Origin of the sequence: Cognatundibacterium aquatile (assembly GCF_014699135.1) — a bacterium.
Classification (GTDB): Bacteria; Pseudomonadota; Gammaproteobacteria; order Burkholderiales; family Burkholderiaceae_D; genus Undibacterium; species Undibacterium aquatile.
Window position 1 is genome coordinate 363,728 of sequence record NZ_JACOFT010000001.1, and the last position, 16,758, is coordinate 380,485.

Annotated in this window: 19 protein-coding genes; 17 read left to right on the plus strand and 2 right to left on the minus strand. The window is 50.0% G+C overall.

Translation table 11 applies throughout. The features are described 5' to 3' along the window. The first annotated feature begins 1,347 nt into the window (after nt 1-1,347). From H8K26_RS01630 to H8K26_RS01670, 10 genes are all read left to right on the plus strand, one after another. Nucleotides 1,348-1,986, plus strand: a complete 639-nt coding sequence (locus H8K26_RS01630) for a hypothetical protein (RefSeq protein WP_190476902.1) — start codon at nt 1,348-1,350, stop codon at nt 1,984-1,986. A 179-nt stretch (nt 1,987-2,165) separates the two neighbouring features. After that, on the plus strand, nt 2,166-2,738 hold the full coding sequence (locus H8K26_RS01635; protein WP_190476903.1) for a DUF7010 family protein: 573 nt from the start codon (nt 2,166-2,168) through the stop codon (nt 2,736-2,738). A gap of 64 nt (nt 2,739-2,802) precedes the next feature. After that, nucleotides 2,803-3,021 carry a hypothetical protein gene (locus tag H8K26_RS01640; protein ID WP_190476905.1) on the plus strand — a complete coding sequence of 73 codons (219 nt, stop codon included), beginning with the start codon at nt 2,803-2,805 and terminating at the stop codon, nt 3,019-3,021. A 334-nt stretch (nt 3,022-3,355) separates the two neighbouring features. Beyond that, nucleotides 3,356-4,399 carry a phosphate ABC transporter substrate-binding protein PstS gene (pstS, locus tag H8K26_RS01645; protein WP_190476907.1) on the plus strand — a complete coding sequence of 348 codons (1,044 nt, stop codon included), beginning with the start codon at nt 3,356-3,358 and terminating at the stop codon, nt 4,397-4,399. 161 nt (nt 4,400-4,560) lie between these two features. Next, nucleotides 4,561-4,734, plus strand: coding sequence for a DUF6404 family protein (locus H8K26_RS18005; protein WP_223826782.1), 174 nt, complete (start codon nt 4,561-4,563; stop codon nt 4,732-4,734). A 52-nt stretch (nt 4,735-4,786) separates the two neighbouring features. After that, nucleotides 4,787-5,206 carry a DUF4019 domain-containing protein gene (locus H8K26_RS01650; protein ID WP_190476908.1) on the plus strand — a complete coding sequence of 140 codons (420 nt, stop codon included), beginning with the start codon at nt 4,787-4,789 and terminating at the stop codon, nt 5,204-5,206. Between the two features lie 139 nt (nt 5,207-5,345). Further along, nucleotides 5,346-6,650 (plus strand): glycosyltransferase, encoded by a 1,305-nt coding sequence (locus H8K26_RS17910; protein WP_190476910.1) that lies wholly within the window; start codon nt 5,346-5,348, stop codon nt 6,648-6,650. A 445-nt stretch (nt 6,651-7,095) separates the two neighbouring features. Next, the gene (locus H8K26_RS01660) at nt 7,096-7,401 is read left to right on the plus strand and encodes a hypothetical protein (protein WP_190476912.1); all 306 of its coding nucleotides are present in this window, start codon (nt 7,096-7,098) and stop codon (nt 7,399-7,401) included. 48 nt (nt 7,402-7,449) lie between these two features. Then, nucleotides 7,450-7,830, plus strand: coding sequence for a hypothetical protein (locus H8K26_RS01665; protein ID WP_190476914.1), 381 nt, complete (start codon nt 7,450-7,452; stop codon nt 7,828-7,830). Between the two features lie 126 nt (nt 7,831-7,956). Further along, nucleotides 7,957-8,466 (plus strand): energy transducer TonB, encoded by a 510-nt coding sequence (locus H8K26_RS01670; RefSeq protein ID WP_190476916.1) that lies wholly within the window; start codon nt 7,957-7,959, stop codon nt 8,464-8,466. A gap of 81 nt (nt 8,467-8,547) precedes the next feature. On the opposite strand, the gene H8K26_RS01675 is transcribed toward H8K26_RS01670, so the two are convergent. Next, complete coding sequence (locus tag H8K26_RS01675; protein WP_317889229.1) at nt 8,548-9,192, minus strand: 2OG-Fe(II) oxygenase; 645 nt, start codon at nt 9,190-9,192, stop codon at nt 8,548-8,550. 631 nt (nt 9,193-9,823) lie between these two features. Here H8K26_RS01675 and H8K26_RS01680 point away from each other — a divergent pair. The 4 genes from H8K26_RS01680 (at nt 9,824) to H8K26_RS01695 (ending at nt 12,444) form a co-directional block, all read left to right on the plus strand. Further along, nucleotides 9,824-10,672 carry a DUF4062 domain-containing protein gene (locus H8K26_RS01680; protein ID WP_190476918.1) on the plus strand — a complete coding sequence of 283 codons (849 nt, stop codon included), beginning with the start codon at nt 9,824-9,826 and terminating at the stop codon, nt 10,670-10,672. 101 nt (nt 10,673-10,773) lie between these two features. Continuing rightward, nucleotides 10,774-11,037, plus strand: a complete 264-nt coding sequence (locus tag H8K26_RS01685; RefSeq protein WP_190477599.1) for a DUF2164 domain-containing protein — start codon at nt 10,774-10,776, stop codon at nt 11,035-11,037. Nucleotides 11,038-11,081: 44 nt separating this feature from the next. Then, a complete protein-coding gene (locus tag H8K26_RS01690; protein ID WP_190476920.1) occupies nt 11,082-12,038 on the plus strand; it encodes a hypothetical protein in 957 nt (318 codons plus the stop codon). A gap of 64 nt (nt 12,039-12,102) precedes the next feature. Continuing rightward, on the plus strand, nt 12,103-12,444 hold the full coding sequence (locus H8K26_RS01695; RefSeq protein ID WP_186883899.1) for a zinc ribbon domain-containing protein YjdM: 342 nt from the start codon (nt 12,103-12,105) through the stop codon (nt 12,442-12,444). A 39-nt stretch (nt 12,445-12,483) separates the two neighbouring features. Here H8K26_RS01695 and H8K26_RS01700 read toward each other — a convergent pair whose 3' ends face one another. Continuing rightward, a complete protein-coding gene (locus H8K26_RS01700; RefSeq protein WP_223826783.1) occupies nt 12,484-13,902 on the minus strand; it encodes a tetratricopeptide repeat protein in 1,419 nt (472 codons plus the stop codon). Between the two features lie 160 nt (nt 13,903-14,062). On the opposite strand from H8K26_RS01700, the gene glmU reads away from it, so the two are divergent. From glmU to H8K26_RS01715, 3 genes are all read left to right on the plus strand, one after another. Then, nucleotides 14,063-15,421, plus strand: a complete 1,359-nt coding sequence (glmU, locus tag H8K26_RS01705; protein WP_190476921.1) for a bifunctional UDP-N-acetylglucosamine diphosphorylase/glucosamine-1-phosphate N-acetyltransferase GlmU — start codon at nt 14,063-14,065, stop codon at nt 15,419-15,421. A gap of 238 nt (nt 15,422-15,659) precedes the next feature. Then, nucleotides 15,660-16,403 carry an AzlC family ABC transporter permease gene (locus H8K26_RS01710; RefSeq protein WP_190477603.1) on the plus strand — a complete coding sequence of 248 codons (744 nt, stop codon included), beginning with the start codon at nt 15,660-15,662 and terminating at the stop codon, nt 16,401-16,403. Beyond that, complete coding sequence (locus H8K26_RS01715) at nt 16,400-16,723, plus strand: AzlD domain-containing protein (RefSeq protein ID WP_190476923.1); 324 nt, start codon at nt 16,400-16,402, stop codon at nt 16,721-16,723. Before H8K26_RS01710 ends, H8K26_RS01715 begins: the two co-directional genes overlap by 4 nt. The last annotated feature ends 35 nt before the right edge of the window (nt 16,724-16,758 follow it).

Genomic DNA, 16,758 nt, shown 5'->3' on the forward strand with positions numbered 1-16,758 from the left:
CATAGATGTGTGCACCGTCAACAGCAACTGCACATAAAAAAATCCCGGACGAGTTCCGGGATTTTTATTTCTGCAAACGCTGACGGACCTGATCGGGTCAGCGAGGCGGCGATGTGATGTTTTTAGTCATTTGCTTGCAATGTATCTTTAAGCGGTATCACCAAACATAGTCAGACTGGATGCGAATAATAAGGCTTGACAAAAAATGGTTAATTTTTTAACGCTGAGTTAAGATGCAATCTTGTAAACCTCAATAACTTTAGGACTATTACAGGCAATATGCAACGAACAGAGGATTCAACATATAACGTTCCGAGATTTTTGTCGTTCATTGATCTCGCATACCTTTTAGAAGCTGCGAAAGCGGCCGACGAACATCTCGCTGCAAAGTTGCCAATCGAATCTAACGATGAGTCAAGGCATGTTATCGGCAATTTGAATGCCACAAGACAAAGTTTGATACGAGCCGTTTTCATCGCATCCTATTCGATAATTGAGCAAAACCTCGATGAATTAGTCCTCATGGAGCGAACACAGAGGAATATAGAAATTTCACCTAGTGACCTCAAAGACAAAGGAATTTCCAGATCGCTTACTTACGCGAATAAAGTTCTTGGGAAGAAAATACAAGTAAACTCCCCTCACTGGCAGGATTTAATGTTTTTACAAAGCCTGAGAAATCACCTGGTTCATTACGGTCCTAATTTTTCAAACACAAAAGAGCACGATGAAAAATTTTTCAAATTCTCTAAATCCAAATATGTAACTCTACGACCAATAATCTGCTTCACCATTCTGCAAGTTGAACATATTTTCGATCTATATATGAAGTGCATTAACGATTTCAGTACTCAATGAAAAATAGTCCTAACCTTTAGGTCAACGTGACGACCCAAAACTGCGCTTTGGCTTCCCTCCACGCCTGCTGTGTTCCGACCATACCTTACCAACGTTAGATGGCGAAAGTCGGTTAATCGATTGCTTGAGAAGTAAAAAGGTAAATACATGAGATCAGATAAGAAAAACTCAGCGATAGCCAAGAAGGCCTCAGCTGCCCCAAGTAGCAAGAAATCAAGTTCGACCACAAAGTTAGTGGCGGGCAGTGCAATCTCTAAGGGAGGTGCCCCGAAAATGATCTCTCCACAGGAAGCCAGGACTGCCGCAAAGGTACTTGCGAGCCCAACTTCCGCCAAGTCGGCCAAATCCTTAGCGGCTAGCGTTTTGACCCAGAAGAGTTCTCCTTTCCCAGTGAAAGCCTATCGAGTAACTGGGAGCAGTCTTACGCAGAAGCAAAGTGCGGCAATCGTTCGCAAGGTCGCGGCTAAGAAAAACACGTAGGGAGCTCGCATGCCTCGCATAACGTCATCACAGAAAGATTCTGTCTTCATCAACTGTCCATTCACGGATGAATACAAGAAGCTCTTCCACTGCATCATCTTCTGTGTTTTGGCCTGCGGGTTTCGTCCGAGAAGTGCGTTAGAAACTGGAGACGCCGGGGACATTCGCCTCGACAAGATAGTTCGACTGATTAAGGAGTCTCACTATAGCATCCACGACTTATCCGCTATCGAGTTGGACGGCATCAACGGTCTGCCGAGATTTAACATGCCTTTCGAACTTGGTCTCGTTATTGGGTGCAGGAAACTAGCTGGCAGTAAGTACACGAATCGCCCGATTTTGGTGATGGAGCGCAACGCGTACACGTCACAGAAATGTTTGTCAGATATCGCGGGTCAAGATCTGAAGGTTCATGCAGGATCAGAGAAACGCATTGCAAACATCGTTCGAACCTGGTTGTTTCAGCAATCCAAACGAACGGGGATTCCAGGACACCTGCGTATCCAGAAGGCTTTCGACAATTTCTATGGCGCACTGCCCGATTTATGCGATGGCGCAGGAATAGATGACAACGAAATTAGCTACCCAGATTTTGTATATCTGGCGCAGCAGTGGCTAATAGAGCAGAACGCTGCGAGCGTGATTTAATCCTTCCATCATGCGCACTATTGGCTAAATGCGAAGAACTCAACAGAGAAATGCCTGGAAATTGCGTTGCGCATGGCGTACCGTGTATGGCTTGATCCCGCTGATAAAAGATGGCACTGTGGCAAACGCCAAGGGGAAATAATGCTGGCATTATCTGGACATTCAACAGGATGAAAGTAATGGAAAAACAATCTGCATCCCGCGCTGGTGCTGCTATCGGTGCCATGATTTTTTCGGTCTTCGGCTCAGGCTGGTTGTTTTTCTGGGCTGCCAGAAGTTTTGCACCGGCTGCTTTGATGTGTGCTTTGATTAGTGGCTTGGGGCTGGCTTTGTTTTTCGCGGCTTTCCGGCAGTACCGGCGCAATCGTGAGGCGCATGCGGCCGCTGCTGAGTCGCCTGAAAATAAAAAAGAGCAGCGCATTTTTAACATCGTCAATATTGTTCAGGGCGTTGCCATTTTTTTGTCCGCGAATATTGCGAAGAATATCGGGCACCCTGAATGGTTTGTGCCTGCCTTTATTTTTATTGTCGGTGCGCATTTCATCCCGCTGGCCAAAGTGTTTCACAGCAGGCGACATACGGTGATCGGTGTTGCGATGATGGTTTGGGCATTGGCGTATCCGCAGCTTGCACAGAGTGGCGCTGCTGATCCGGTCGGTTGTCTGGGCGCGGGTCTGATTCTTTGGGCTAGCGCTCTTTCTGCGCTGTTATTCCATTCTTCTGCGCAGCCTGATGCAGTGCCCGAACAGTAAGATCCAGTAATGTACGTAAGGCATGCTGGCTGCTGGTCATGGATTGATTCCGGGAGTATCTGATATGACAGATGATGGGCGCTGGCCTTTATCACGGTTTTTGCTTGTTGGTGTGACTATTGCTATTGCAGCGTGTCTGCCGCTTCAGTTGTATATTATTTTCGGGCCATCTGACGGAAACCCTATTGGTCTGGGGTTGCTGGCGGCCATGGGAATTTTCCTGGGGCTGACCGTGTTTGTCACTGGTCTGATTAAACGCTTGATCCGTTATTTTATGGAATGACGGATACTTTGGTAGTTTCAATAAACCGTAAGGAGACCATTGCTCGTCTCAGCGCTTACTCGTCAGTGAACGCCTACTGGTGCTATACGCGGTCAGCAATGGCCAGGGCGAACCCTGATGTTTGAACTGCTTTATAATCTAACCCCTCATCACTCAACACTGGGTCAGCGTTCGCCGCATCAGCTACAGATAGCTGGATAAGAAGGCGGCATCATGAAAATCCGGTAGCACTGTACTGATCAACTACATACCGACGGCAGTCAGCACTGCCAGCCGCCAGCTGTGAGTCGCCACGAGTTACAAGATTCCCCAACTTCATCTTCAAATAAGCATCATGTTCAAATTGTTATCGCTTTGCCTCATTTTATCTGTCCACCTATCAGCCTTAGCCGAAAATGCCATTAGCGGTGCCGGGTCTTCAGCAGCCGCGCCTTTATATGCGAAATGGGCCGATGCGTATAACAAAAAAATGAAAATTGGATTGGCCTATCAGGCGGTTGGTTCTTCTGCTGGTATTAAGCAAATCAAAGCGAAGACCGTTGATTTTGCTGGCAGCGATGTGGCGATGAGTGTTGCAGATTTAAAACGTGATGATCTGATACAGTTTCCATCTGCGATTTCCGGTGTTGTACCGGTGGTGAATCTACCTGGTATTCCGACCGGAAAATTGAAGTTGACCGGTGATTTACTGGCCGACATTTTTGCACGCAAAATATCGCAATGGAACGATCCTGCTATCGTTGCGTTGAACCCTGATTTAAAACTTCCCAAGAAAATCATCGAGGTAATCGTGCGTCAGGAAGGTTCCGGCACCACCTATAACTTCACTGATTACCTGTCCAAAGTGAATGCCGAATGGCAAAGTAAATACGGCAAAGATTTTACGATCAAATGGCATGCCGAGCTGATTCAGGTTAAGGGTAGCAGCGGTGTTTCTGCAGCGGTAAAAAGTACTCCGTATGCCATTAGTTTTATTGATTACAACTACGTCCTTCAGGATAATCTGAGCTACGCGATTCTGAAAAATCGCGACGGTAAATTTGTCTCGCCTTCCGCTGAAGCGTTTGCCGCCAGTATGAATAACAGCGGCTGGAAATCCAATGGGCGATTTGAGGAAATGCTGACCGATAAACCGGGTTTGAATAGCTGGCCTATCTCTATGGGCACCTTCGTGATTCTTCAGAAGACTGCCACCAATGTAGAAAAATCGATTGCGGCATTAAAGTTTTTTACCTGGAGTTTCATGAACGGTGATCATTTGGTGCGTACCGTCGATATGGTTCGTTTACCGGATAGTATTCAAGCCAGAATTTTCAAAGAAATGACCACGGTGACCGATGCCAAAGGCAAGCCGTTGCAATGGATGAATTTTCCCTGATTCAACGAACTTGATGCTGCCGACGTGAAAGTAACCGAGCGGCTGATACGGAGAAAGGATGCAACGGGACCGATCTTGTTTGTGTATTTCCACGATCCCGATCAAAATCTGATCGAAGTCTCGAACTATTTTTGAGAACTGCCATCTGAACTGATATTGGAATGGATGTTTTCGTTTATCAGGAGTACAAAGTACAAGAAGCGTGCTTGTGTCAGGCTGGTGAGGCAATTGGCGAGTGTTGCTTTGGTTTTTTTATGGCAAGCTATTACGCAATCGGGCGCCGTAAATACCAACTGCCAAGATGGGAAGAAATTGGTGTCACCTCAGGAAACTGATCAGCACACACTAGCACACGTCAGATCGTTTTTATCAATCTCAGGAGTCTTTATGAAATTCATTACTGTTGCCGCTTTTGCTGTCGGCATGTTGTCCTTGTCGTCGGTGTATGCGCAGAAGACCGATAGCGTTGCTCTGGCTCAGACAGCAGCAACGCAGTGGCTTGAGTTGGTCGATGGCGGTGATTACGCCGCGAGTTGGGATCAGGCAGGGAGCGTGTTTAAGGGCATGGTCGAGAAATCGAAGTGGCTTGATGCGATACAAGGTATCCGTAGCCCTTTGGGGGCGGCGAAATTTCGCAAAGTCAAATCGGCTGATTACAAAAAAAATATTCAAGGTGCACCAGAGGGCGAGTATGTGACCGTGCAATTTGAAACCACATTCGAGAATAAGAATGGGGCCATTGAGGTTGTGACGCCGATGAAAGACAAAGACGGCACCTGGCGCGTTACTGGCTATTTCGTTCACTAAGCTTCATTGATAACGCGACAGTCGTGAACCAGTCAGGCGCTGTCTGATGTATTCATTTTCCGTGTACGGCAAAAGAGTGCTGTTTGTGCCGTAAAAAATCGTTTGCTGTTTGTCGGCATTTACCTGAAAGTCTGCCGCTGTGTCTGAAACCACGCCACACTACATCGTCATCACTGTGGGCACCAACGGTGATCTGCATCCGATGATGCGCATTGCGCAAACCTTGCAATCGCTTGGGCGGCAGGTGACCTTCGTCAGCCATTCTTATTATGAGAACATGGTGCGGGATGCGGGGCTGGCGTTTATCGGCGTTGGCACAGATGAGGAATTTCTGCGTATTCTCCGTAATCCGGACATCTGGAATCCGCGCAAAGGTCTTGCGGCATTGATGGCGAATTATGGCGAAGGTTTGCAACAGACTATCGCCAGCATACGATCGATTTCCACCAACGCACCGAAAATGGTGATCGCTCATCCATTCGCAGTTCCCGGCGCCATCATCGCCCGTGAGTTGGGTTTGGTGACGTCAGTGGCTGCTGCTTATCTGGCGCCGTCGAATTTGCGGACTTGCCACGACCCGCTGCATATCGGTGATGTCTCTGTGCCACGCTGGGTTCCGATGAGCTGGCGACGTGCGCTCTGGCATCTGGTTGAAAAGAAATGGGTAGACCCGGTTGCATTGGGTCACATCAATGCGGTGCGTCTGCCTTTGGGTTTGCCAGCAGTTGATTCTTTTCTGACGCATATCAGTCAGACGCCGGATCTGGCGGTAACGCTTTTTCCGTCGTGGTTTGCGCCAACGATGCCTGATTGGCCGCGTCCCTTGCTTGACGGCGATTTCCAATTATTTGAAAGCAGCAAACAAGATGCTTTGTCGTCGGATTTATCGGCCTTTCTCGCTGCAGGTGAAAAACCGGTAGTGTTCACACCGGGCACGGGCAATCTCCATGCGGTGAATTTTTTCAAACATGCACTGGCGGCGACACAAAGCGCTGGTCGGCGTGCGATTTTTCTGACGCGCGAGCAGGCACAAATACCATCGAAGCTGCCTGCCTCTGTCATCTGGCAGCCGTATGTGCCGCTGAAGGCGTTGTTGCCGCATGTCGCCGCACTTGTACATCATGGCGGCATTGGCACTACCGCTGAAGCGCTGCGCGCAGGTATCCCGCAACTCGTTGTTCCGTTTGCCTGGGATCAGTTTGATAACGGTGCCCGCATTGCCGCGATCGGCGTTGGTCAGGTGATTCCTGCGAAACACTTACGACCTCGCCGCTTGGCGCATAGCCTGCAACATCTATGCACTTCTGACACCGTGCGGGCGCAGTGCGCCACCGTTGCCTCACGTTTCACCCCGGCATTTGATGCCTTCGCTTTTTGCAAAGAAATTGAACGCCAGTTACTTGCTATCGGTAACGGTGTTCGTTCTCTGAAAAAGAATGACTAACATTTTTCGTCGTGAATTAAAAAAAGTGGCCTGTAGCTTAAAAAATGTAATATTAATTTTTTTATATTTTAGTGAGGCAATTTTGAAGTTGTTCGATCCCATCGTCGGCGTGACGCCTATTTCTGTATGCGACGAAATTTCATTTTTTTCTTTTAAAATCCTTACTCAGAATTAACTGGGAATGCATTCTTTGTAAATGATCTGAATCGACAAGATCATGGCGGACGTGGGGAAATGACAAAGAGTTGTCTTGATTAATTGACTTTTTACTGTGTCCGACAAACGATATTTTAGTCATTGGAAGAATCACATGAGCAGACATTTTCATACAGGGTTACTGCCGTTAGTAGTTGTCGCAGTGACTAATTTGGCCGCTTGCGTTTCTGCTCCACTTTCTTTTATCCAGGGAACGCCGCAAACTCTGACAGATTTTACGCTTTACCCCGTGCGCATCGTTTCAGTTGATGGCAGTATTCAGTTCGCTGGCCCCAGCAAGCCGATTCAGATATCTCCGGGATCACGCTCTATCGTGTTCGAGGCTGCACCAGGTTCTGGTGCGAGAAACGGTGTACAGAAGTCGTTTGCATTGAAGGTTGAGCCATGTACTCGCTACTTCCTCGCGGCCAGACGACAATTAGCTATGGATGCTGATTGGTCGCTCGTCGTGGATAAGACTGAGGCAGTACCAGGCTGCAATATCGAGGACGAGTTACTAAAAGCGGCAGTTGCTGCGAACAGCCAGAACAATTGAGCGGCTTGGGTTTTTACATATGTAAAGTAAAAAAGGAAGGAAGCAGATATGGAAAACATCATGATGTTGGCGACAGCGCTGGGTATCGTTGGTGGTGGCTTGTGTGCTTATATGGCCTGCAAGTCACTCGTTCTTGTTTGGCCTCAGTTATTCTCTCCACCCCATTTTGTAATGGCGGGGGCAGTCATAGGAGCATTGATAATTTTATTACCATCAGCTTTTTTTGCATTGGTGGTCGGCGGCAATCTTGGCGGTGCCTTGGGCGATATCGCGGGATCGGCTGTGGGATGGGGGACAGGTATTGTTCCTGTTGGCTTAGCGCTTGGGATTGCCGCAGCCTTCAGTGGCAGTTTGATTGCCGGAAGTCTGATCGGAGGCCTTTTGGGTAAGGCGTTCGCTTCCGTGCTTTCTTATTCAATGTTGCGCTGAACATTGATATACCGACGCATTTTACTGCCGCATAGGTTGTAGTAAATGCATGAAAAAACACCATGCGCTCATATTTTCATTCTGATAATAGTTATAATTTAATACTTTAGACTAATCAGAATTCATATGAGCCACAATTCCAGACACGCAATCTTTGCGCTGTTGCCTATGCTACTGGCCTCTTCTCTTGGATTGGCGCAGGAAGTGAAACCTCAATACTCTATTAAAGATGAGGTGCGTACAGGTTCTAATATCCGGCGTGACCAGGTCACTGGTTCTAAGATCGCGATGAATTTGCCGTTTGAGAAGCTAGCCGCAGCCGACAGAGCACAACTGAATTCTTTGTATGAGCATATTGCAGAGGGTGATGAACCTCCGTTCCCGCTGAAAGGCCTGCAGATTATCTATGATCCGTTGCGGGAAGTAAATAATAAGTTGTATGACCGGGGACAACTTAGCATGTTCGCGACCGTGGATGCCGAGGGAGCGGTTCAAGAAGTTAAGCTTTTGCAGTCGCCTAGCCCGGAAATGACCAGATTCGCGGCAAATCTCTTGTACCTGATACGTTTTAAACCAGCAAAATGCGGAGGGAAAGCCTGTGTCATGGATTTTCCTGTCCGGTTGTCGTTTGAGTGATGTGCTCTCGATTGCTATCAGCTCAGAAACAATAAGCAAGCAACCATGCAGGTGGAAAACATAAAATCTGTCTATCCAACATCAGTCACGCCGCCGGAACCATCCGGTCAGCGACATGCGGTTGCGGGTGGTAGGTAACACTTCGTGCAGCATTTCTGCGGATAGAAAAACGACCATGCGGCAAGCGATGGGCGAGATATCTTGTATCGGTAAATTTTGTGGATGCAGGCGCAACGCGCCACCATGTTCTGCTTGCCAGTCTTCATTAAGATAAATGACCACGGAAATAGTACGTGCGTCGTCGTCATGAAAGCGGTCGAGGTGTTTGCTGTACGAAGCGCCGGGCTGATAACAAGAAAAATGGCTTTCGTATTCTTCCAACCCTAAATACAGTTTCTGATTCAGCAACATGCGCAGTTGTTCCATCAGCAGCAGATAGGCATCGCAGGCGACGGATTGTCCGGCTTGCAACCACGCGATCTGATCACTGCGTATCGTCGTTTGCAGTGTCGGCGAGTCACCACGCCCCACCCGCGCGGAATGCAAATGATCGTTGTGTCGTAATGCCACACATTCTGTCGCCAGTGTCAGCGCCAGCGCTGGCGTTAAAAAGAGGTTGTGCTGCGACCAGCCGTGTTGCGCCAGATTGTCACAGAGGCTGGCATGAACAGTATCGTTGAGCTGGTCTGGCGTTGAAGAGGATGTGTACGGTGCAAGGGCAATCACGGGTGTCTTTCAGGGTGAATACTGCGTGGCAAGGCATGAACCCGGGACAGACAGGGAATGTGGCTGGAATTTTGCGTGATTCAATTGCGTGACTCAATGTACGCTATAAACGTGCAGCCTGGCCAGAATTGATTGCATTACGCGGCTTGTCAGACAACCGCGGGCAGATCCAAGCTCTATGCTGTGAGATCGCACTTTGGTGTTTTTGCCATGATCAATTTTGTTACTCAAACCAGCAGACGGCAGCAGCATGAGGCCAGCCAGCCACCCAGCCAGCCTGGTCAGGCATGTTTTTGACCCCAAAAATACTGGGGGGAGTATTTTTTAACAGCCTTTGTTTATAAGGACATCAGGCACAAAAATACACATACTCCCCCAATTCATTGAAATTTCTGGGTAATTTCTGATTTCGGCGCGTATCTGAGACAGTTTGACTGCGCTGGATGTGGTGCCAGATGTCTGTTGCACCGTCGCTGTTACAAGCGGAATTCAACCGGACTGTCTTCATCCACTTCTCCCTTCGTGCTAGTATCAAGTGCCGGTGTCGGTTTCGGTGGAGAGGCTGTTACCGACCATTTTTATATGCAATGGTCTGCCTTCGTTGTGGATTAATTTTTTCGTGAGAAATTGTATGAGCGCATCTCTGTTTATCAGCTCGACGCCGTTTGACCTGGCGTTACACAGAAATAAAATAGCTGACGCGTTGTCACAGGCGAAATCAGGTTCGCCTGCGTTGAGAGTTGTGCTGGCAGCGCCGGAAACCGGTCTTGCTGAGCGGCTGCGCTTGGTGCGTCAGGCGTCCGCGTATGTGGGCGTGTTCGGCATGGTCTATGGCAACGTGGATACAGCAAGCGGCAAATCGCTGGTGCAGCTCGAATACGAAGCAGCGTTGGCGGCTGGCCTGCCGATACTGATTTATATTATTGATGAAGATGAGCATCTGGTATTGCCTAAACATGTGGATACCGGGACACCTGCGCTGTATCTTAGTGAATTGAAGTCGCACCTCAGCCAGACGCAGGATGTGCGTTTTTATGAGTCGGCAGACGATCTGGTCGCTAAATTAGAAAACGATTTATTACGTGTCTTTGCACCTGCACCAGTGCCCGCGCCAGTCGCTCCTGCAGCGGTTGCTGAGAGCACGAAAGCAGATGCGGTAGCAGAACCGGTTGTTGAAGCAAATGAGATGCCCTCAGGTCTGACAGGCACGATGGCGTCGAAACGTTATGCGCTGACGCCGCCGCGTTTTGCCTTCTTTAAAGAGAAAGTCGCTCATTTGTTTCAGCGTGAAATGCCAGACGCGGTGTTGCAGGATGTGATTGAATATCTGCTGGCGGGAAATACGATGTCGGCCGCCTCGGCGCTGCGTCGTGGTGCCGGAATTTCACTGGAAGACGCGATTGAGGAAGTCAGGAAAACTGAACTCGTGATTGTCGAGACGGTACAACGCCGACAGGCGCAGACAGGTGCCGTTAAATAGCTTGAGTGGTTGGATATGGGTGTGACGCTGATATCCTCCGCTGTTGATTGTAAGGCAGGCCGCATAGTATGCTGCCTGCCTTTATTCTTTCTTTTTCTGCCATGACTATCGAGATTGCTAAAGAATCGCGCAAAGAAGCGATTGCCTCAATAGAACGCTATTGCCGCGAAAATTTTCCCGAACCTGTCAGCGGTCTGGAAGCGGATGGTCTGCTGAGTTTTTTTCTCGAAGAAATCGGCCCGCTGGTGTATAACAAAGCCGTCGCTGATGTGCAGGAACGTTTGCAGGCGCGGGTGATGGAAGTCGATATCGAGGTTCATGAAGAAGCGTTTCAATATTGGCCAAAACAAGGCAGACGCCGCTGATATATTTTGTCGCAGTACCGGCATCATCGACACAAGGAAAAGACATGTCTCTGCTTCATCCGCTTCAACACTATCGCCGTCGCTCTCTTTCTCTATTACTGGCGGCGACGTTTGCTTTGCCGTTGGCGATTCAGGCCGAAGATAAAAAGCCGGATGGGGCGCAGGTTCCGTCGATTGCCGATTTGTTTGATGATGATCATGTGCTGATGTTTTACCCGTCAGCACCGGGCGCGCAGTTCCGACTTGGCAAACATAATCCCAACAGCACACGCGGTTTCGTGATTGAGAAGAAAACCAAAGCGACCGCAGGCAAGGATGGTGTGCTCGAATTCTGGAATCTGGCTTCGCACCCGCTCAGTTACGCCAGTGGCGGCGAGGGCTGGAGCAGCCGTTTGCACATTTACGCCAGCGGCGGTCAGCAAAAATTTAACTGGAAAAACCAGCGCGGTTTTTTGAGTCATCCCGCAGAATTAAAAAATCAGGAAATGACGATCTTTATGCGGGTGCATCAGATCCTTGATCCGGCACGCGCGCAGATTTCGCTGAAAATCAGAGGTGGCGCACATAGCGATAAAAATCCGGATGCGGCTTCCTGTGTCATGCTGACTTTATCACCTGAGGGACACGGCAGCGTAACGCGTTTCGGTAAAGAGCTGCGGCATCCGCGCTACGATTACGTGACACTCAAACCCGAGTTTACCGCTGCTTTGCAGGAGAATGTCTGGATAGGCATGAAGCTGATCAGCTGGAATGACCCGCACGATACTCAGCGCGTGATTCATCGCTTGTATCTTGATACCGACCCTTTCGATCTCAGCACTGGCCTGCCAAAAAACAACTGGCGCTTATTCAGCGAATACATTGATGTAGAAGGAAAACGCACGGGGCAGTACAGCAAACTGGTGAACTGGGGTGGCTGGGAAACGACGTTCCGTACCGATGGTTTTCATGATGTGGACTTCGCTTATCCTTCGGTGCGGGAGATTGTTGTACCTCAATAACGCCGATTTTACGGGGTTGATCGGATATAATACGGACACTTATCCGCAATTGTTGAAAGAAATTATGTCCAGCTTACCTGCCTGCCCACAATGTGGCATGGAAAATACTTACCCTGACGGCGAAAACTATGTGTGTGCCGATTGTGGTCACGAATGGCCTATGGTGGCCGCAGCCAGCGCCGATGATAATGATGAACGTATCGTCAAAGATTCAAACGGTAATGTCTTGTCTGATGGCGATGCCGTGGTGGTGATCAAGGATCTGAAAGTGAAAGGTTCTTCCACAACACTGAAAATGGGAACCAAAATCAAGAGCATACGCATCGTTGGCGGCGACCATGAAGTCGATTGCAAAACCGACAGCGGCAGCTATATGCTGAAAGCCTGTTATCTGAAAAAAGTCTGATTTTTTTCAGACCACAAACAAAACCCGGCGCTGATCGCATCACGCTGGGTTTTGTTTTTGTAAGCTGTTGAGCGCAGTAACAACTTCAGCAATCACAGACGCCCAGTCATGCATCGCTGGCTGGCGGAATAAGCGCATCACTTCCGGATACCACGGGCTGTCAGTGCGCTTGCTGAGCCAGCGCCAGTCTGGCTGATAATACGGCAGCAGCACCCAGCATGGTTTCGCCATTGCCGCTGTCAGATGAGCCATCGCAGTATCGACGCTGATGACCAGATCAAGCTGCTGTATCAGCGCCGCCGTATCAGCAAAATCATGCAGTAAAGGCGCTGCATCAACGACATGCAGTTGCGCCTGCAACGCGCGGAGTTGCTCATTTGTTGCGCCTTTTTGCAGGCTGATGAATTGCACGTCGCTGACCACAGACAGTGGATGCAATAGTTCCGGCGTGACGATGGAACGCGCCGCATCGTTATCGAATAAATGATTTCCCTGCCACACCAGGCCGACACGCAAACGAGCATCAGGTGCAAGCCCGGGTAATGACACTGAGCGTGTCGGATCGGCATAAAGATACGGCAGACTGGCGGGAATATTATGCAAACGGGTCTGACACAAAAAAGGCAGGCTCATAGGCAGCACCCAGTAATCCCAGCCGCTGTGAGGCACGTCATCCTCATAAGAATAAATCTCGTCTATATCGTGCAGACTGCGCATCAAGCGCGTCAGCGGTGGGTGGCAAACCAGACTGACACTCGACGCACCGGCTGCTTTGAGCAGACTGGCATAGCGGCAGAATTGCATCATGTCGCCAAAACCGCCTTCATAGGCAATCAGTATGCGCTTGCCACTGAGCGCCTCGCCTTGCCAGCGCGGAAAATGAAAATACGTATTCAGTACCGCATCCTGCGCACGCGCTTCCAGCCTTTGCCAGCCTTCTTCATAACGCCCTTGTTTCAGCAGGATATAACTCAGATTGAAACTGGCTTTTTGATACGCCGGATCGCATAGCAATGCGTTGCGATAACATTCTTCGGCCTCGGCTTCGCGCTGCGTGCTGGCTAGCAGCACGCCGAGATTTGACCAGGCCGCCGCTGATGCCGGTGCGATCTGTAAGGCTTGCCGGTAGTGTTTTTCGGCTTCATCAAAGCGATACTGCAACATCAGCAAAGCGCCATAGTTCAGATGGATCTGTACATTCTCCGGCAATAAACTGAGCGCCTGTCGGTAGTATTGGTCAGCGAGATCGTATTGTCTGAGCTGCGTTTTCAGATAAGCGAGATTCGCCATCGCTTCGGCACAAGCAGGATCAGCTTGCAGCGCTTCTTGAAATAAATGCTCTGCCTGTGTTAGTTCACCTGACGCCATCGCCTGATTGGCTGCAATGAAATACTGTTCGGCGGAAAGATAGTCAGCAGACATAAGTGCAAAGTAATGAGCGTCGATAACCGACATCATAGCGCCGTGCGTAGTCCGCAGCGGATTAATTCAGCCTGTCTGTTTGCCGGTATCGCCCGTTTTCAAGGAATGCGGGGATCATGCGCATGTTAAAATTTCATCTCTTTAGTGCGTCTCTGACGCGATTTCTTCATTCACCTTTTTTCAAACACGCTTACTTATGAACGTCGTTATTCTCGCTGCCGGTATGGGCAAACGCATGCAATCGTCCTTGCCTAAAGTATTGCACTCTGTGGCCGGAAAGCCTTTGCTGAAGCATGTGATCGATACCGCGCGCAGCCTGAACGCCGCGTCTATCTGCGTTATATACGGTCACGGCGGTGATCAGGTATTGACGGCGGTCGCTGCCGACGATTTGCGTTTTGCCAGACAAGAGCCGCAACTCGGCACCGGTCATGCGGTGGCGCAGGCAATCCCTGTGCTCGATGATAGTCAGCCTACGCTGGTGTTATATGGCGATGTGCCGCTGACGACAGCCGCCAGTCTGCAACGTCTGATCAGCGTTGCTGGCAACGACAAACTGGCGATACTGACCGCGGAAATGAGCGATCCGACCGGGCTGGGGCGTATTGTCCGTGAAAACGGTGAGATCCGTCGTATCGTTGAACAAAAGGATGCGACCGAAGCCGAGCGTCAGATCACTGAAATTAATACCGGCATCATGATCGTTCCGACCGTCAAGTTAAAAGAATGGCTGGCGACTTTGTCGAATAATAATGCGCAGGGCGAATACTATCTGACCGATATCGTTGCCCGTGCGGTGGCGGATGGTGTGGCGGTGGTATCAGCGCATCCCGATGCGATCTGGGAAACCCTGGGCGTGAACAGCAAAGTGCAACTGGCTGAACTCGAACGTGTGCATCAGGCGAATATCGCACGGCAATTGCTGGAACAAGGAGTAACCCTGCTTGATCCGGCACGTATTGATGTGCGTGGCAAGCTGGTCTGTGGGCGCGACGTCAGCATTGATGTTGGTTGTGTGTTTGAGGGCAATGTCACACTCGAAGATGGCGTAACGATTGCCGCCAATTGCGTGATCAAAGACGCGCATATCGGCGCTGGTGCAACGATTAAGGCGTTTTGCCACATCGAAGAATCTAAAGTGGGTGCGCAATCGCAGATCGGCCCGTATGCGCGCTTGCGCCCGGGGACTGAGCTGGCAGAAGACGTGCATGTGGGGAATTTCGTGGAAATCAAAAACAGCCAGATCGCGGCGCACAGCAAAGCCAATCATCTGGCGTATGTCGGTGATGCGACCGTTGGCAGCCGCGTGAATATCGGTGCGGGTACGATTACTTGTAATTACGATGGCGCGAATAAATTCCGCACGATTATCGAAGACGATGCCTTCATCGGCAGCGACACACAACTGGTGGCGCCGGTGCGCGTAGGCAAAGGTGCAACGCTGGGTGCCGGTACCACGCTGACGAAAGATGCGCCGGAAGGAAAGCTGACCGTCTCAAGAGCGAAACAAATCACGATAGAAAACTGGCAGCGGCCGGTCAAGCAAAAGAAATAAGCCGCGCCTGCGCCGCAAGATTCGCGCAAGAGTCGCGCAAGAGTTGAATAAGCAGCCAGCCTGAAGCCAGCCAGATAACAGGCTGGTTTTTTTATTCCTTAGAATTTCTGCCTGCGTTGCTGATATTGACGACATTGATGTCGAGTGCATTTGACCTTATTTCACCGTATTCCAAGCAGGAAAGTTGCACTCACCATGTATACTTCGTCGCAAAGGAGTAAGCATGACGATGTCTGATATGCAGCTTGATTTACCCGATATACGCGACCAGAAGCGCCGCAGCCTGATGCGCGGTGCGCGTGACACGATACCGATGCTGATCGGTGCCGCGCCGTTTGGCATGATCTTTGGCGCGCTGATTTCCACCAGCCCTATGCTGCCGTGGCATGGGCAACTGATGTCGATGTCGGTGTTTGCCGGATCAAGTCAGTTCATTGCAACCGGCCTGGTGGCTAGTCATACCGGTATGTTGGTGATCTGGTTGACGACATTCATCGTCAATCTGCGCCACATGCTGTATGCCGCAACGTTGCTGCCGCATGTTGCTCATTTATCTGCCCGCTGGCGCTGGTGTCTGGGCTTTTTGCTGACCGACGAAACATTCGCCGTCGTTGCCGGTTACCATCAGCAAGCATTGAGCAGCGAAGAACGCCGCTATTCGCACTGGTATTTTCTCGGTTCCGGTCTGGCGATGTATGCGAACTGGCAGCTGTGGACGATGGTTGGTTTACTGTTCGGCACCTTGTTTCCTGCTTTGCAGACGCTGGGTCTGGACTATGCAATGGTGGCAACCTTCATTGCGATTATCGTGCCGCAGCTCAACCGGTTTCCACAATTTTCCGCCGCACTTGCCGCCGGTAGTTGCGCTTATCTGTTGCAGGGCTTGCCGTATAAGCTGGGCTTACTGAGCGCGGTAATGATCGGTGTCGCGGTCGGCATGGCCTTGACACGCTTCGCTGCCAGAACGAAGGCGGCAGTATGAATTACGTGCTGATGATAGGCGGTATGGCGCTGGTGACGGTGCTGATTAAAGCCCTGTTTTTTATTCTTGGCGACAGGCTGGTTTTTCCACCATGGCTGAATCTGGCACTGAGCTTTGTACCGGTAACCGTGTTGACGGCAATTATCACGCCGATGATACTGGCGCCGCATGGCAACGGGCTGGAGCTGCATTGGTGGAATCCGCAATTACTGGCATCGCTGATTGCCGTTATTGTTTGCGTGCTGAGCCGCAGACAATTACTGACGATCGTCGTCGGTTTGCTGAGTTTTTTCTTTTTTCAGTGGCAGTTTTCTATGTAATCTGTGCTGTCTGACAGACGTAGAAAACAGATGCA

What these genes read in the sequence shown, in the direction of transcription:
- H8K26_RS01630 (WP_190476902.1), top strand. Translation starts at nt 1,348, where the DNA reads ATGCCTCGCATAACGTCATCACAGAAAGATTCTGTCTTCATCAACTGT.
- H8K26_RS01635 (WP_190476903.1), top strand. Translation starts at nt 2,166, where the DNA reads ATGGAAAAACAATCTGCATCCCGCGCTGGTGCTGCTATCGGTGCCATG.
- H8K26_RS01640 (WP_190476905.1), top strand. Translation starts at nt 2,803, where the DNA reads ATGACAGATGATGGGCGCTGGCCTTTATCACGGTTTTTGCTTGTTGGT.
- pstS (WP_190476907.1), top strand. Translation starts at nt 3,356, where the DNA reads ATGTTCAAATTGTTATCGCTTTGCCTCATTTTATCTGTCCACCTATCA.
- H8K26_RS18005 (WP_223826782.1), top strand. Translation starts at nt 4,561, where the DNA reads ATGGATGTTTTCGTTTATCAGGAGTACAAAGTACAAGAAGCGTGCTTG.
- H8K26_RS01650 (WP_190476908.1), top strand. Translation starts at nt 4,787, where the DNA reads ATGAAATTCATTACTGTTGCCGCTTTTGCTGTCGGCATGTTGTCCTTG.
- H8K26_RS01665 (WP_190476914.1), top strand. Translation starts at nt 7,450, where the DNA reads ATGGAAAACATCATGATGTTGGCGACAGCGCTGGGTATCGTTGGTGGT.
- H8K26_RS01670 (WP_190476916.1), top strand. Translation starts at nt 7,957, where the DNA reads ATGAGCCACAATTCCAGACACGCAATCTTTGCGCTGTTGCCTATGCTA.
- H8K26_RS01680 (WP_190476918.1), top strand. Translation starts at nt 9,824, where the DNA reads ATGAGCGCATCTCTGTTTATCAGCTCGACGCCGTTTGACCTGGCGTTA.
- H8K26_RS01685 (WP_190477599.1), top strand. Translation starts at nt 10,774, where the DNA reads ATGACTATCGAGATTGCTAAAGAATCGCGCAAAGAAGCGATTGCCTCA.
- H8K26_RS01690 (WP_190476920.1), top strand. Translation starts at nt 11,082, where the DNA reads ATGTCTCTGCTTCATCCGCTTCAACACTATCGCCGTCGCTCTCTTTCT.
- H8K26_RS01695 (WP_186883899.1), top strand. Translation starts at nt 12,103, where the DNA reads ATGTCCAGCTTACCTGCCTGCCCACAATGTGGCATGGAAAATACTTAC.
- H8K26_RS01700 (WP_223826783.1), bottom strand. Translation starts at nt 13,902, where the DNA reads ATGATGTCGGTTATCGACGCTCATTACTTTGCACTTATGTCTGCTGAC.
- glmU (WP_190476921.1), top strand. Translation starts at nt 14,063, where the DNA reads ATGAACGTCGTTATTCTCGCTGCCGGTATGGGCAAACGCATGCAATCG.
- H8K26_RS01710 (WP_190477603.1), top strand. Translation starts at nt 15,660, where the DNA reads ATGCAGCTTGATTTACCCGATATACGCGACCAGAAGCGCCGCAGCCTG.
- H8K26_RS01715 (WP_190476923.1), top strand. Translation starts at nt 16,400, where the DNA reads ATGAATTACGTGCTGATGATAGGCGGTATGGCGCTGGTGACGGTGCTG.